Origin of the sequence: Halomonas sp. IOP_31 (assembly GCF_021151495.1) — a bacterium.
Taxonomy (GTDB): Bacteria; Pseudomonadota; Gammaproteobacteria; order Pseudomonadales; family Halomonadaceae; genus Modicisalibacter; species Modicisalibacter zincidurans.
Window position 1 is genome coordinate 1 of record NZ_JAIRBP010000020.1, and the last position, 13,516, is coordinate 13,516.

14 protein-coding genes and 3 pseudogenes are annotated in these 13,516 nt (G+C 64.1%); 9 read left to right on the forward strand and 8 right to left on the reverse strand.

Translation table 11 applies throughout. The annotated features are described in order from the left end of the window. A pseudogene (locus K7I12_RS11180) lies at nucleotides 1–300 on the reverse strand (reverse transcriptase domain-containing protein); the annotation flags it as partial. A 396-nt stretch (nucleotides 301–696) separates the two neighbouring features. Then, entirely contained in the window at nucleotides 697–2,094 is a 1,398-nt protein-coding gene (gene dbpA, locus K7I12_RS11185; protein WP_031384049.1) for an ATP-dependent RNA helicase DbpA, read from the reverse strand. A 228-nt stretch (nucleotides 2,095–2,322) separates the two neighbouring features. On the opposite strand from dbpA, the gene K7I12_RS11190 reads away from it, so the two are divergent. The 3 genes from K7I12_RS11190 to K7I12_RS11200 all read left to right on the forward strand — a co-directional run bounded on the left by K7I12_RS11190 (nucleotide 2,323) and on the right by K7I12_RS11200 (nucleotide 4,714). Continuing rightward, the gene (locus K7I12_RS11190; RefSeq protein ID WP_031384050.1) at nucleotides 2,323–3,051 is read left to right on the forward strand and encodes a YebC/PmpR family DNA-binding transcriptional regulator; all 729 of its coding nucleotides are present in this window, start codon (nucleotides 2,323–2,325) and stop codon (nucleotides 3,049–3,051) included. A gap of 236 nt (nucleotides 3,052–3,287) precedes the next feature. After that, nucleotides 3,288–3,476, forward strand: coding sequence for a DUF3008 family protein (locus K7I12_RS11195; protein WP_031384051.1), 189 nt, complete (start codon nucleotides 3,288–3,290; stop codon nucleotides 3,474–3,476). Nucleotides 3,477–3,667: 191 nt separating this feature from the next. Further along, nucleotides 3,668–4,714, forward strand: coding sequence for an aldo/keto reductase (locus K7I12_RS11200; protein ID WP_231664151.1), 1,047 nt, complete (start codon nucleotides 3,668–3,670; stop codon nucleotides 4,712–4,714). 104 nt (nucleotides 4,715–4,818) lie between these two features. On the opposite strand, the gene K7I12_RS11205 is transcribed toward K7I12_RS11200, so the two are convergent. Next, a complete protein-coding gene (locus tag K7I12_RS11205) occupies nucleotides 4,819–5,391 on the reverse strand; it encodes a sugar O-acetyltransferase (RefSeq protein ID WP_231664152.1) in 573 nt (190 codons plus the stop codon). Between the two features lie 640 nt (nucleotides 5,392–6,031). Between K7I12_RS11205 and K7I12_RS11210 the strand changes: the two genes are divergently transcribed. The 4 genes from K7I12_RS11210 to K7I12_RS11225 all read left to right on the forward strand — a co-directional run bounded on the left by K7I12_RS11210 (nucleotide 6,032) and on the right by K7I12_RS11225 (nucleotide 8,406). Beyond that, nucleotides 6,032–6,634: a class I SAM-dependent methyltransferase gene (locus K7I12_RS11210; RefSeq protein WP_031384054.1), complete on the forward strand. Its 603-nt coding sequence runs from the start codon at nucleotides 6,032–6,034 to the stop codon at nucleotides 6,632–6,634. 344 nt (nucleotides 6,635–6,978) lie between these two features. Next, on the forward strand, nucleotides 6,979–7,296 hold the full coding sequence (locus K7I12_RS11215) for a hypothetical protein (RefSeq protein ID WP_031384055.1): 318 nt from the start codon (nucleotides 6,979–6,981) through the stop codon (nucleotides 7,294–7,296). Between the two features lie 326 nt (nucleotides 7,297–7,622). Continuing rightward, the gene (locus K7I12_RS11220; protein WP_150113105.1) at nucleotides 7,623–7,913 is read left to right on the forward strand and encodes a hypothetical protein; all 291 of its coding nucleotides are present in this window, start codon (nucleotides 7,623–7,625) and stop codon (nucleotides 7,911–7,913) included. 106 nt (nucleotides 7,914–8,019) lie between these two features. Beyond that, nucleotides 8,020–8,406 (forward strand): septal ring lytic transglycosylase RlpA family protein, encoded by a 387-nt coding sequence (locus tag K7I12_RS11225; protein WP_031384057.1) that lies wholly within the window; start codon nucleotides 8,020–8,022, stop codon nucleotides 8,404–8,406. Between the two features lie 160 nt (nucleotides 8,407–8,566). Here the strand turns inward: K7I12_RS11225 and yghU are convergent, their stop codons facing one another. Next, nucleotides 8,567–9,442: a glutathione-dependent disulfide-bond oxidoreductase gene (gene yghU, locus K7I12_RS11230; RefSeq protein ID WP_031384058.1), complete on the reverse strand. Its 876-nt coding sequence runs from the start codon at nucleotides 9,440–9,442 to the stop codon at nucleotides 8,567–8,569. Between the two features lie 123 nt (nucleotides 9,443–9,565). Beyond that, on the reverse strand, nucleotides 9,566–10,186 hold the full coding sequence (locus tag K7I12_RS11235) for an NUDIX hydrolase (RefSeq protein ID WP_231664153.1): 621 nt from the start codon (nucleotides 10,184–10,186) through the stop codon (nucleotides 9,566–9,568). 104 nt (nucleotides 10,187–10,290) lie between these two features. Between K7I12_RS11235 and K7I12_RS11240 the strand changes: the two genes are divergently transcribed. Further along, nucleotides 10,291–11,061 (forward strand): HAD-IIA family hydrolase, encoded by a 771-nt coding sequence (locus tag K7I12_RS11240; protein WP_231664154.1) that lies wholly within the window; start codon nucleotides 10,291–10,293, stop codon nucleotides 11,059–11,061. Nucleotides 11,062–11,082: 21 nt separating this feature from the next. On the opposite strand, the pseudogene K7I12_RS11245 reads toward K7I12_RS11240, so the two are convergent. The 3 genes and pseudogenes from K7I12_RS11245 to K7I12_RS11250 form a co-directional block, all read right to left on the reverse strand. After that, nucleotides 11,083–11,142, reverse strand: a pseudogene (locus K7I12_RS11245) (hypothetical protein); the annotation flags it as partial. A gap of 83 nt (nucleotides 11,143–11,225) precedes the next feature. Further along, nucleotides 11,226–11,318: pseudogene (locus tag K7I12_RS17695) on the reverse strand (YghX family hydrolase); the annotation flags it as partial. A gap of 97 nt (nucleotides 11,319–11,415) precedes the next feature. Next, on the reverse strand, nucleotides 11,416–12,690 hold the full coding sequence (locus K7I12_RS11250) for a dicarboxylate/amino acid:cation symporter (protein WP_231664155.1): 1,275 nt from the start codon (nucleotides 12,688–12,690) through the stop codon (nucleotides 11,416–11,418). A 242-nt stretch (nucleotides 12,691–12,932) separates the two neighbouring features. Between K7I12_RS11250 and K7I12_RS11255 the strand changes: the two genes are divergently transcribed. Further along, nucleotides 12,933–13,337, forward strand: coding sequence for a hypothetical protein (locus K7I12_RS11255; protein ID WP_231664157.1), 405 nt, complete (start codon nucleotides 12,933–12,935; stop codon nucleotides 13,335–13,337). The last annotated feature ends 179 nt before the right edge of the window (nucleotides 13,338–13,516 follow it).

The following is a 13,516-nucleotide window of genomic DNA, read 5'->3' on the forward strand; positions in this document are numbered from 1 at the left end:
CTGCGTCAGCCAGGCACGCAGCAGTGACAACAACCGACCATCGCTGAGCCGTTCCTCAACACGGCTCATGAGGCGGTCATGCGGGATGCTGTCGAAGTAACCCTGCAGGTCGGCGTCGACCACCCAGGTCATGCCGGCCTTGAGGCCATCATCGACGGCCCGCAAGGCGTCCTTGCAGCCTCTTCCTGGTCGGAAGCCATAGCTCATCGGCAGGAACTCGTGCTCGAGAATCGGTTCGATGACACGCTTGAGCGCCGCCTGAACGATGCGGTCCTTGACGGTAGGGATACCCAACGGGCGTGTCTTGCCGTCGCTTTAGCCGCCACCCCAGCGCGACGGGTGCGTTTCAGGCTTCGCTGTCTCCCAGCAAGCTCGCCACCTGACCCGGCCGAATCGAGTTCGTCATCCTACGGACCGCCAGTTCGCCTCCGGTTGCTCTCCACCCCGCCTCGCGGCGACGCAGTTACCTTCGACTACGGGGCCATGGCTTACCCCGACTCGGACTTCCACCGAGTTGTGTGCACGCCTTCACGGGCGCACTGGGAGGGAACTTGTTCCCGATTGGCGCCGCCAGGCGCCCGGCATGGCTCCCACGAAACCCGGCTCGGATGGCCAAGGGAGCCTGGCTGATGGCTATCGTGGGAGGGAACTTGTTCCCGATTGGCGCCGCCAGGCGCCCAGCATGGCTCCGGCAGTCTAGCGGGTGATCCGGCGCGCCCGAAACGACCGCCCCTTGATCCGCCCGTTGGCGAGCTGATCGAGCGCGGCCCGGGCGATATCGCGCTCGACGGCGACGAAGGCGCTGCGCTCGGTGACCTGGATCTTGCCGACCTGGTCACCGGCGATACCGCCCTCGCCGGTCAATGCGCCAAGGATATCCCCCGGGCGCACCTTGTCCTTCTTGCCGGCGCCGAGCTGCAGCGTCGCCATGCCCGGCGTGAACGGCTGCGGATTGCCGCGCAATGCCGGCAGCGGCTCGCAGGTCAGCGCCTCGCCGAGAAACTCGCCGAGCTTGTCGAGCCGGTAGAGTTCATTGTCGGCGACCAGGGTGCAGGCCACGCCGCGTCCGCCGGCCCGGCCGGTGCGGCCGATGCGGTGGATGTGGACCTCGAGCTCGCGGGCGATCTGATGATTGAACACCGCATCCAGCGCGTCGATGTCCAGCCCGCGTGCCGCCACGTCGGTGGCGACCAGGATCGACACGCTCTTGTTGGCGAACATCACCAGGATGCGATCGCGGTCGGGCTGCTCCAGGTCGCCGTTGAGCGCCAGCGCGGAAAAGCCCGTCGCGTTCAGGGCATCGGCGACCTGCTGGGTCTCGCGCTTGGTGTTGCAGAACACCACGCTGGATTCCGGACGATGGCTGAGCAACAGCCGCTGCAGCGCCGGCACGCGCGCTTCCTCGTCGGCGATCCGGTAGAAGTGCTGGCGGATAGTGGTATCGTCGTGGGTCGAGGCGACCTTGACATTCAGCGGCTCGCTCATCAGGCGCGCGGCGATCGGCCGGATGCCCTCGCCATAGGTGGCGCTGAACAGCAGCGTCTGGCGCGAGGCCGGCGCCTGGCCGACGATCGCCTCGATCGCCGCCTGAAAGCCCATGTCGAGCATGCGGTCGGCTTCGTCCAGCACCAGTGTGGTCAGCGCGTCGAGCGTCAGCGAGCCCTTGCGCAGGTGCTCCTCGATCCGCCCCGGCGTGCCCACCACCACATGCGCGCCGTGCTCCAGCGAATCGCGCTGCGGCTTGAACGGCGCCCCGCCGCACAGCGTCAGCACCTTGACGTTGCTGAGCCCGCGCGCCAACCGGCGCAGCTCGCCGGCGACCTGGTCGGCCAGCTCGCGAGTCGGGCACAAGACCAGGCCCTGCACGTGGAATGCCTTGATCTCGAGCCTTGACAGCAGCCCCAGACCGAACGCCGCGGTCTTGCCCGAGCCGGTCTGGCCCTGACCGATCACGTCGCGCCCGGCGAGAATCGCCGGCAGGCTCTCGGCCTGGATCGGCGTCATGGCGTGATAGCCCAGCGACTCCAGGGTGGCGAGCAGTTCGGGCGCCAGCGGCAGGGTGGCGAAAGCGGATTGAGGGGGCAGATCGGACACGGGCAAATCCTGTAACGTGGCGGCAGAACGGGCGGCGGGTGCGCGAGGCGTCGACGGATGGAGGCTTTGCAATGGCGACCGGCGCGAGAATAGCAGAATCGCCGCGCGGCTGTCCGGTTATCGGCCGGGGTGAACGAGGACGCCGCTCTACCACGAAAGAAAGCCTGCCACAGTGCGGCGATGTTGCGTAAAATCCAGGCGTCGATGACAACCTGACAGGACACAGACATGGGTAGGGCCTTCCAGAACCGCAAGGAATCCATGGCCAAGACGGCCGACGCCAAGACCAAGGTGTACAGCAAGTACGGCCGCGAAATTTACGTCTGCGCCAAGTCCGGCGGCACCGACCCGTCCGGCAACCTGGCGTTGCGCGGGCTGATCGATCGCGCCAAGAAGGACCAGGTCCCCTCGCACGTGATCGACAAGGCGCTCGACAAGGCCAAGGGCAGCGGCGGCGAGGATTTCTCGCCGGCGCGCTACGAAGGCTTCGGGCCCGGCAACTGCATGGTGATCGTCGAGTGCCTCACCGATAACCCCAACCGCACCTTCGGCGACGTGCGCGTGTGCTTCAACAAGACCAGGGGCAAGATCGGCACCCCCGGCAGCGTCAGCCACATGTTCGATCACAGCGCGATCCTCGCTTACCCCGGCGAGGACGAGGAGGCGGCGCTCGAGGCGCTGATGGAAGCCGATGTCGAGGTCACCGACATCGAGAACGAAAACGGCCGGATCACCGTGTTCGCCCCGCACACCGACTACGCCAAGGCCAAGCAGGCGCTGACCGACGCCTTCGGCGAACTCGACTTCGAGATCGACGAGATCCAGTTCCTGCCGCAGACCACCACCCCGGTCGAGGGCGAGGACGTCGCGCTGTTCGAGAAGATGCTCGACATGCTCAACGATCTGGACGACGTGCAGAACGTCTACCACAACGCCGAAGTGACCGAGCCGGCGTAAGCTCTCTCGGCCGGGTCCATTCTCTCCCGGCAACCCGCTCCTTTCAGTGCTGAAAGAGCCCGGCTCATGCGAGCCGGGCTCTTTGCTTACCACCGCCTGGCCATCGCTCGTGCCGGCTCTCTTGGCCAACTCCATGCGCGCTGACTAACCTGAGCATGAAGTCCGCCTAACGGATTTCGCCGAGCAAGAGGTGGCGTCGCCGGAACGGCCCCTATGTCATGACAGGAGGTTGAACGATGCCCGCCAAATCCGAAGCCCAGCAAATGGCCGCCGGAGCCGCACTGGCCGCCAAGCGTGGCAAGAAGAAAGCCAGTGAACTGGAAGGTGCCGCGAAGTCGATGTACGACTCCATGGATGAAGACGAGTTGGAGAAGATGGCTTCGGCCAAGCAGAAGGACAAGCCGAAACACAATTCGAAGTCCTGATCGCGCAAAGCCAGCGACGCCGCCGGGCGACCCTGGTGGCGTTTGTCACTGGACGAGCGGTTTTCGCAGGATCGGGCATGAACCCGACAGAATCGAGCCAACCGCCAGCCGCCCAGCGAACCATACTCAGAGGCGTTGTCCCCGTCTGGTCTCAGACGGATATTTCAGCCCTCCCGCACAGGAGCCACTGCATGCGTTACAGACAATTCGGCAATACCGGTTTGTTCGTCTCCGAGCTCTGCCTCGGCACCATGACCTTCGGCGGCGAAGGCGAACTGTGGAGCCAGATCGGCGACCTGCAACAGGCTGATGCCGACAAGCTGATCGGCCGCGCCTTCGACGCCGGCATCAACTTCATCGACACCGCCGACGTCTATTCGCAGGGCCAATCGGAGGTGATCACCGGCCAGGCCTTGAAGAATCTCAACATCGCTCGCGACGAGGTGGTCGTGGCCACCAAGGTGTTCGGCGAGACCGGGCCTGGCGTGAATGCCCGCGGCCTGACGCGCTATCACATCATGGAGGGCGTGAAAGCCAGCCTGAAACGGCTGCAGCTCGACCACATCGACCTTTATCAGGTCCACGGCTTCGACCCGGCCACGCCGATCGAGGAGACCGTTCGGGCGCTCAACACGCTGGTCGAGCATGGTCATGTGCGCTACATCGGCGTCTCCAACTGGGCAGCCTGGCAGATCATGAAGGCGTTGGGCATCGCCGAGCGCCATGGTCTGGCGCGCTTCGAATCGCTGCAGGCGTACTACACGCTGGCCGGACGCGACCTGGAGCGCGAAATCGTGCCGCTGCTGCAGAGCGAGAATCTCGGCCTGATGGTCTGGAGCCCGCTCGCCGGCGGCTTGCTGAGCGGCAAGTACGGTCGCGACAAGCAGGCCGAAGCCGGCAGCCGCCGGACCACCTTCGACTTCCCGCCGGTCGCTGTCGAGCGCGCCTACGACTGTATCGAGGTGATGCAACGCATCGCCGGAGCGAAGGGCGTCTCCGTCGCCCAGATCGCGCTCGCCTGGCTGCTTCATCAACGCGCGGTGACCAGCGTGATCGTCGGCGCCAAGCGCATCGACCAGCTCGACGACAACATCGCCGCCGCCGAGGTTGGGCTGAGCGATGAGGAACTCGCCGAACTGCACGGCGTCAGCGCATTGCCCCCCGAGTACCCCGGCTGGATGTTCGAACGCCAGGGCGAATACCGGCGCCAGCAGATCGCTCAGTCGCACCAGCGCTGAACGAGGCACACCACCGACGCCCGGCTTGGCCATGCGCCGGACGCGGGTCTTGACGCGGCGCCAAGCGTCCGCTCGGGCCGGGCCAGCCGCCGGGCGGATTGACTTCACGCGTGCGGCAACGGCCGGATGACACGGCATGGATTGCCCGCGGCCACGACATTGGCCGGCAGGTCGCGCGTGACCACGCTGCCCGCGCCCACGACGGTGTTTTCGCCGATGCTCACGCCCGGGCATACGATGGCCCCGCCGCCCAGCCAGACGCCGTCGGCGATGGCCACCGGCAAGGCATATTCCAGGCCGGCGCGCCGCTGTATCGGCTCCAGCGGGTGCGTCGCGGTATAGATATGTACACCCGGTGCGAGTTGAACCTCATCGCCGAGGGTGATCCGATTGCAGTCGAGCAGCACGCAGTCGTAGTTCACGAAGCAGCGTTTGCCGAGGATAATATTGAAGCCATAGTCGCAGCGCAGGGCGGGCCGTACCACCGAACCCACGCCGAACCCGCCGAACAAGGCCGAGAGCAGCGCCTGACGCTTTCCAGCCGCATCGGCGGGCGTGGCATTGAACGTGGCCAATAGCGCCTGGGCGTCCAGATGCGCCGCCTGCAAGTGCGGATCCTCGGCATTGTAGAGCTCACCCGCCAGCATCCTCGCCCGCTGGTCATTCCGCATCGTCATTGCCCCGCTCCGTTGGCCCTGGTCTGGAAAGGCACTTTAGCGCAATTGACGGTGGCTGGGTGAAAGACCCAACTTACCCCTGTATCCAAAATGCAACACTACAACTCGTTGAAATCTATAATTTCATATAATTTACGCTTATTTATGTCTCTTTTTGGAGACGCTTATCCGATGCTTTGTGCAACAACTCCCTTCACTTTGTCTAACGGCCTCGCCAATAAATATTTATCTTGCTGTATTTGATATAAAATTATGCAAGTTGGCATCAATCTCGCATTGCAAGGACATGGCTGAAGAGGCAGCTTGCAAAGCGCCTTTTCAGTAACAGGAGGTCCTTGATCTCGCTAAGGATTGGCGGGCCAGGGAAGGAACCCGGCAAGGACGCCTCCTTTTTACCGCTGGACGCCGAGCATCATGGCGACCAGCCAGCAAGACCCTTCAGTTCCCTGCGTACCTTGGGCCGCCCTGCGGCCCATTTTTTTGTGCCTGCGTTTTACGCGCGTCCTGATGGTCCGGGCTCGTACGCTTCTCGTCCGGGCGCTGGCACGCCGGAGTCTTGCTATTCTTTTACTCACCGAAGCGGTGCTGTACCGTGAGGTAAAATGAGAGTCCCGTTCCCACTGAATGAGAAAAACAAGCCATGGACGAGCATCAGCAGCCAGCGAGCAATTCCCAACAATCCTTGCGCCGCCAGTTCGTCCTGTTCGCCAGCAACTTCTTCAAACACCCGAAGATGCTGGGCTCGATCATCCCCAGCTCACCCTTTCTGGTGAGACGCATGCTGGGTCACGTCGACTGGGAACGCACTCGAGTGCTGGTCGAATACGGCCCTGGCATCGGCACCTTCACGAGGGAAATCCTGCGCCAGATGCACCCTGATGCAGTGCTGCTGGTGATCGAAACCAACAAGGATTTTGTCGAGTACATCAACAGCGCCTACGCGGACCCGCGGATGCAGGTCGTGCACGGTTCGGCAGCCGATATTCAGCGGGTGCTGGGTGAACGCGGTCTCGGTGCGGTCGACTACGTGATCGCCGGCATCCCTTTCAGTACGCTGCCCGCCGCCATGCGGGAAAGCATCCTCGATGCGACGCGCCAGGTGATCTCGCCGGATGGCACCTTCCTGCTCTACCAGTTCTCGCCCAATATCCTGCCCGCGCTACGCAAGACCTTCTCCAAGGTGACGCGAGAGTTCGAACCGATGAACTTCCTGCCCGCGCATTTCTATCGCTGCAGCCCGTAGCGTGCAGGGCCGTTGGTCAGCGGACGGAGCTGAACTGACCCGCCACAGCGTGTTACCCATGGCGTCGGCAACCAACGTCCGCCCGGCCGTCGATGGCCGCAATCCCTGGCATCCACCAACAAGCGCGCTAAACCAGGCCATGGCGGCATCCTCGTGTGCTATTCATCGGACCGAAACCTCGACCATGCGGCAAACTACCTGGCAAGCTCATATCAGCAACATGGCGAACCGACGTGAGCCCTGGCTACTGCGCTGAAACTCGGTATGATCAGGGTGCATCATTTTTTCATGCGGAGCGGACACCACGAGCAATCATTCTTACCAAGCCAGCACCGGAGGTTCTCATGAAGGTATACAGACCTGAATGGCAGTGCACGTTTAACGTAAACGACGGCGCGGAAGAATCGGCCAACTTAAAAGAGCGCCTCGCCTGGTTCATTCGAGCGCTTGCCGACAAGCTGGACGGTGGCGGTAGAACGCTCAAGATCGACTGCAGCATCTCTCCGCAGGTGAGCCGCCAGGATATCGACACCTGCCTGGGCAAGGGCTTCGAAGTCGCCCAAGGGTTGCTCACCCAGCTCGCCCATCAGGCCGCCTGCGAAGACGTCATGCGTCACGCCAAGGCGGACCTGTTCAAGGAAGACTATCAGCGCCAACGGTAATCCTAAGCATAGCGTAGCAAGTGCACCCCACCCGGCTTGGCCGGCTGGGGTGTTTCGTTTGGGCCGGACTCGAGACACCCGCGAGTGACTACTGATCGCACCCGCGACGCGTTACCAGCGCCGCGAATAGCCGAACCATCGTTTAGGATCGCATCGGTCTTTGCAATGGCGGTGCGAATTCAAGATCCTGCTCATGGAGTCGTTAATACCATTGACTGAGCAAGTGTCATGCGTGACGTTGCTCGGTAGCACCTCGGCCCAGTTGGATGCTAGAGAGCCCAGCCCGGCTTGCGCAACGTCGCCGCGAAGGCGGAGGAGAACAAGAGATGGATAGAGCCACTCTGGATAGAGTTCATATGTCGATCGAACTGCCCAACGACGCCGCCATGTCGCCCCCTCCGCTCGGCGACGCCGCGAACGGCGCTTGCGCCTCCGAAACGGCCCTGGCCGGCCGACTGGCGCGCGCCAAGGCCAACCTCGACCGCCTGGAGCGTGACGTCGCCTCGAAGGATCACAGCGCGCTGGCGGCGGCGCGGGTCGAATTTACCCTGGCTTCACGAGCGCTGGCCGATGAACTCATCTCACGAGGGCTGCACGCCTCTCTCCACGGCGCCTGAAGCGATTGCCGGCGCCGGCAAAGCTGGTTACTATCCCAACGCCAACCGGCCCCTCATCGCATCGATGGACGCAAGACTCGCTAGCCGAGCACAATGAGGCAAGACCATGGGAAGTCAATCCCGTCCGTTTCTCCGCTGCTGCCTGGCAGCCCTGATCCTGGCCGGCTCGGTCGGGAATACCCAGGCCAGCGACGCCGCCGGCAAGACCCAACGAGGCGTCGCATCCTACTACAGCGACAGCCTGCAGGGCGCCAGCACCGCCAGCGGCGAACCATTCGACCAGCAGGCGCTGACCGCGGCGCATCCCGACCTGCCCTTCGGCACCAGGGTACGGGTGTCGCGGGCCGATACCGGTCAGAGCGTCGAAGTGCTGATCAACGACCGTGGTCCCTTCGTCAAGGGCCGGATCATCGATCTTTCCAAACGCGCCGCCAAGAAGCTCGGCATGCTCAAGCGGGGCACCGCGCCGGTGCTGGTCACTCAGATCAACTGACGCCGAACAGCCCTACCGCGACCAGCACAGCACCTTACAGGCCTTAACCTGCAGCCGTTCCAGTGTTCGTGGCCGAGCGAAGCTTTCGTGACCGACGAAACACAGCGCCCGGCACCAGAGATGATGCCGGGCGTCGTGATCGTATCGAGCGTGCGTCGGTTCAGCCTTGCGCCTCGCGCTTGTCCTGCGTTCTCAGCTCGAAGTCGCTGGCATCGTGGCGCTCGTGGAGCTGGGTCTCAAGCTCGCCGAAGGTACGGTTGACCATGCGCCCGCGCTGCACCGCCGGGCGGGCGTCGATCTCCTTCGCCCACCGCATCACGTGCGCGTATTCCTGCACCTGCAGGAACTCCGCCGCGTCGTAGAGCCGCCCCAGCACCAGCTGGCCGTACCACGCCCAGTTGGCGATATCGGCGATGGTGTACTCGTCACCGGCCAGATAGCGAGTCTCGGCCAGGCGCCGGTCGAGCACGTCGAGCTGACGCTTGGTCTCCATCGCGTAGCGGTCGATGGGGTACTCGAGCTTCTCCGGGGCATAGGCATAGAAATGGCCAAAGCCACCGCCCAGGAACGGCGCGCTGCCCATCTGCCAGAACAGCCAGTTGAGGGCTTCGGTGCGCGCGGCATGCGCCTTGGGCAGCAAGGCATCGAACGTCTCGGCGAGATACAGCAGGATCGAGCCTGACTCGAACACCCGGGTGGGCTCCGGCGTGCTGTAGTCCATCAAGGCGGGGATCTTGGAGTTCGGGTTGACCGCGACGAAGCCGCTGCCGAACTGATCGCCCTCGCCGATATCGATCAACCAGGCATCGTATTCGGCGCCTTCGTGGCCGAGCGCCAACAGCTCCTCGAACATCACCCCCGCCTTGACGCCGTTGGGCGTGGCCAGCGAATAGAGCTGGAACGGGTGTTTGCCGACCGGCAACGCCTTGTCGTGGGTCGGCCCGGCGACCGGCCGGTTGACGCTGGCGAACTTGCCGCCGCTCTCCTTCTCCCAGGTCCAGACCTGCGGCGGGTTATATGCGTTTTCCTGACTCATGGAAACTCCTTGCTGATGGCATTTCGGCAGACCGGCCCAGGCGACTGCCCGACGCCGACGGCCGGCTTGATGACCACCAAGGTAGCCTAGTAATTATTAACATTCGACCACAATCCGACGAATTCAATCGCTATACACGCCCGCCGCGCCGGACTGCGCGAATTCCCAGCACTGATGGATATCCTCGGCCAGCGTGCGCCCCTCGGAGAGCGGCGGCAGATCGTCGAGAGCGAAGAACTCGGCGGCGTCGGTCTCGTTGTTGGCGACGAATTCGCCACCCCGGTGGTCGCACAGGTAGAACAGCTTGTAGATGTGATCCGGCGACACCGGCGTGTAGGAGTGCAGGCTACGATCCTTGAGCATCGCCAGGCGCGGGTTGGCGGCGCGATGGCCTGATTCCTCGACGATCTCGCGCAGCACGCAGGATGATGGCCCCTCGTTGACATCCGCCCAGCCGCCCGGTAGCGCCCAGCGGCCATCCTTGATCTCGCGCACCAGCAGTACCCGGCCGTTCTCGAACATCGCGCCGCGCACATCCACCTTGGGCGTGGCGTAACCGGCATCGGGAATGATGAAATTCTCGACCCGCTCGATGGAAACGTCGGCGAGCACCGCGAACATCTGGTTGGTCAACGTCTCGAGCTGTCGATAGCGCTCGAGCTCGTACTTGTTGGTGGTGTAGGTCTGGCCCGTCTGGGCGATCGAGCGCAGCTGTTTGGCGAAGGCGATCCAGTCGTGTGCCATGCGATTCCTTTCCTTTCCGATAAATGAGCCATGACGGCGGCTGCACAGCGGCCTGCATATCAGTATTCTGAACCCCTAATCATTCGATGACAGGGACACAGGCGATGACCGAACGCACGATCGATTGCTGGCTTACCGACATGGATGGCGTACTGATCCGCGAGGACCACGCTCTGCCCGGCGCGGCCGAACTCATCGAGCAGTGGCGTGCGGCGGGCACGCCGTTTCTGGTGCTCACCAACAACTCCATCTACACGCCGCGCGATCTCAGCGCCCGGCTGGCGCGGGTCGGCCTCGACGTGCCCCAAGATCGCCTGTGGACCTCGGCGCTGGCAACCGCCGCCTTTCTGCGCGACCAGGCCCCCGGCGGCTCGGCGTTCGTGATCGGCGAGGCCGGGCTGACCACGGCGATCCACGAGGCCGGCTTCGTGATGACCGACGTCGCCCCGGACTTCGTGGTGCTCGGCGAGACCCGCACCTACTCCTTCGAGGCGATCACCCGAGCGATCCGGCTGATCAATGACGGCGCGCGCTTCATCGCCACCAACCCCGACGTCACCGGACCCAGCCCCGAAGGGCCGCTGCCCGCCACCGGCTCGGTGGCGGCGCTGATCACCGCCGCCACCAAGCGCGAGCCCTACTACGTCGGCAAGCCCAATCCGATGATGTTCCGCTCGGCGATGAACAAGCTCGGCACGCACTCGGAACACACCGGGATGATCGGCGACCGCATGGACACCGACGTGATCGCCGGCATCGAGGCCGGCCTGCACACGGTACTGGTGCTGACCGGCATCTCCACCCAGGCGGACATCCAGAACTACCCCTTCCGCCCGCGGGAGATTCTCGACTCGGTGGCGGACCTGCTGGCCTAGTTCAGGAAAACGCCGCAACCCTCAGGCGAGATGGCGGCGAAACCAGTCGATCGTCCGCGCCCAGGCCAGCTCGGCCGCCTGCTCGTCGTAGCGCGGCGTCGAGTCGTTGTGAAAGCCAGCATGGACACCGCGGCCACGCTGCCCACGAACTGGCCGGCACGGTCGAGAAAGTCGCGCCGGGTAATCCGGCCGTGGACGTAGTAGTCGTAGAGTTCGAGCAGTTCGGGAGGGAAGTCCTTCGCGGCAAGACGGCTCATCGGCTCATCTCCGGTCACGCCCGGGCAATGCGCGCCAGGCCCTGAGACCAATTTGGCACACCCGGGTCAACCGCGCACTGCACCGTCTGGCGTCCTTTCAGTCACCGGCATGCGACGGCGATGTTTCCGCGCCCGCCGTATCGATGCGCTCGCCCTCGCTGCGGCCGATGATCGACGTGCCGACCAGGTCGCCGGTGACGTTGAGCGCCGTGCAGCCCATGCCGACCAGCGCGTCGATCGCGGTGAGCAGCGCCACCGCCTCGATCGGCAACCCCACCTGGGTAAATACCGTGGCGATCATCACGATGCCCGCGCCGGGCACCCCGGCGGTGCCCACCGAGATCAGTGTTCCCACCACCACGATTTGCAGCATGCTCGTCCAGTCCAGCGGCGCGCCCACCACGTTGGCGGCGAACACTGCCGAGATGGCGATGCGGATCGCCGCGCCATCCATGTTCAGCGTCGCGCCCAGTGGCAGGCTGAAACCGTAGAGGCTGCGCGGCAATCCCAGGCGCTGCGCGGCGTCGAGGGTCAGCGGCAGCGTGCCAGAACTGCTCTGGGTGGCGAAGGCGGTCGCCATGGGCGTGCGCGCCTCGCGGAAGAAAGCCAGCAGTGGCACGCCGAAAAGCCGCATCAGGCCGATATACACCAGCAGGTGCACGCCCAGAGCCACGTACAGCACCGCCACCATGTCACCGAGCGACAGCAGGGTGTCGACGCCCTGGTTGGCCACGGTACCGGCGACGATCGCGAACACGCCGACCGGCACGTAGTGCAGGATGCCGCCCATCACCTTCAGAGTCACTGCATTGAGCGCCTCGAACATGCCATAGAGCCGCTCGCCCAGCGCGCCCTGCGACTCGGACCGGCGCAGTCGCGCCAGGGCCAGGCCGAACACCAGAGCGGTGAAGAGGATGCCCAGCAGGTCCTGCCCGGCGAAGGCGGCAACGATGTTGTCCGGCACGATGCCCAGCACCACCTGCAGGATACCGGGGTTGTCGGGTACCGACATCGAGGCCTCGCTATCCAGCGTCATGCCCTCTCCCGGCGAGAACAGCGTGGCGACCAGCAGGCCCACGCCGATGGCCAGCGCCGATGTCGCCAGATAGAAAAGGAAGACCTTGCGGCCGAGCCGCCCCAGGCTGCCGGCCTTGCCCTGGTTGACGCCCACGATCAGGGTGAACAGCACGATGGGCAGGATGATGAACTTCAACAACCGCATCAGCAGATCGCCGAGCGGTGACAGCACCTCGGCGACGCCCGGCCCGCCGACCAGGCCGACCACCACGCCAAGCACCAGGGCGATGGTCACCCGCATGATCAGCGAGCTGTCGCGATAGCCCCGCCACAGGGGAGTCACAAGCGATGTCATGTCAGGCCTCCGCCAGCTAGGGGACGCGGCCGACCGACGATGGCCGGTCTGCCGAGCATGGCTTTCGAGGCTTCCGCCCCGGCGCATTGGTCACGGCAATATAGGTCGTTAACTATTAGATTTCAAAGACGTTCCCGGTCATCTTCGGCCAGGACGAGTTGTTGCGCCGGTGACTATTTGACAGCAGGCCGCCTTTCAACAAAAATGCGAATCAGTCTCATTGTTGATGGCTATGGTGCCCCATGAACGCAGAACGCTCCCAGCTGTATTACACCTGTGTCTTTCTGCATGTCTCCTTTCAGGCCATCCAGGCCTCGGTAGCGGCCTCGTCGAGGGCGGACGACACGCCATGCTGGCTGGATGCGCAGATGCTGCAAATGCTCTCCGGTGAACTGCGCCGCTGCCGCCAGGAGGCCACTCCCTTCACGGGGGTAAGCCAAGCGCTGGATACCGCCATCTATCACTGCGGTCTGCTGATGGCGCAATGCCCCGCTTCGGTCAATCACCGGCTCTGCCAGCATCATCTCGAGGCGATCATGTCGCCGCTCAAGCTCGCCACGGCCCGGCTGTCAGGCAAAACCAACCGGGGCACGACCGACCAGTCCTCCTCTGCCGGTCAAAAGCTGCGTAGCTGGCTGGGTTTGTAACCCCCGGATCAGGGCTGGCTGACAAAGCGCGGCTCACATGGCGCTGTCGCTGCCCGAGAAGACAAGCAACCTGGCGAACCTTCGTTCCCGGACGAGACGCTCACAGTCAGGTTATGGAGCTACTATGTCCTGAAGGCTCTACACCATCCGCTGTCCGCCCGAACGACGAACCAGGAGTC

What these genes read in the sequence shown, in the direction of transcription:
- K7I12_RS11190 (WP_031384050.1), top strand. Translation starts at nt 2,323, where the DNA reads ATGGGTAGGGCCTTCCAGAACCGCAAGGAATCCATGGCCAAGACGGCC.
- K7I12_RS11195 (WP_031384051.1), top strand. Translation starts at nt 3,288, where the DNA reads ATGCCCGCCAAATCCGAAGCCCAGCAAATGGCCGCCGGAGCCGCACTG.
- K7I12_RS11200 (WP_231664151.1), top strand. Translation starts at nt 3,668, where the DNA reads ATGCGTTACAGACAATTCGGCAATACCGGTTTGTTCGTCTCCGAGCTC.
- K7I12_RS11205 (WP_231664152.1), bottom strand. Translation starts at nt 5,391, where the DNA reads ATGACGATGCGGAATGACCAGCGGGCGAGGATGCTGGCGGGTGAGCTC.
- K7I12_RS11210 (WP_031384054.1), top strand. Translation starts at nt 6,032, where the DNA reads ATGGACGAGCATCAGCAGCCAGCGAGCAATTCCCAACAATCCTTGCGC.
- K7I12_RS11215 (WP_031384055.1), top strand. Translation starts at nt 6,979, where the DNA reads ATGAAGGTATACAGACCTGAATGGCAGTGCACGTTTAACGTAAACGAC.
- K7I12_RS11220 (WP_150113105.1), top strand. Translation starts at nt 7,623, where the DNA reads ATGGATAGAGCCACTCTGGATAGAGTTCATATGTCGATCGAACTGCCC.
- K7I12_RS11225 (WP_031384057.1), top strand. Translation starts at nt 8,020, where the DNA reads ATGGGAAGTCAATCCCGTCCGTTTCTCCGCTGCTGCCTGGCAGCCCTG.
- yghU (WP_031384058.1), bottom strand. Translation starts at nt 9,442, where the DNA reads ATGAGTCAGGAAAACGCATATAACCCGCCGCAGGTCTGGACCTGGGAG.
- K7I12_RS11235 (WP_231664153.1), bottom strand. Translation starts at nt 10,186, where the DNA reads ATGGCACACGACTGGATCGCCTTCGCCAAACAGCTGCGCTCGATCGCC.
- K7I12_RS11240 (WP_231664154.1), top strand. Translation starts at nt 10,291, where the DNA reads ATGACCGAACGCACGATCGATTGCTGGCTTACCGACATGGATGGCGTA.
- K7I12_RS11250 (WP_231664155.1), bottom strand. Translation starts at nt 12,690, where the DNA reads ATGACATCGCTTGTGACTCCCCTGTGGCGGGGCTATCGCGACAGCTCG.
- K7I12_RS11255 (WP_231664157.1), top strand. Translation starts at nt 12,933, where the DNA reads ATGAACGCAGAACGCTCCCAGCTGTATTACACCTGTGTCTTTCTGCAT.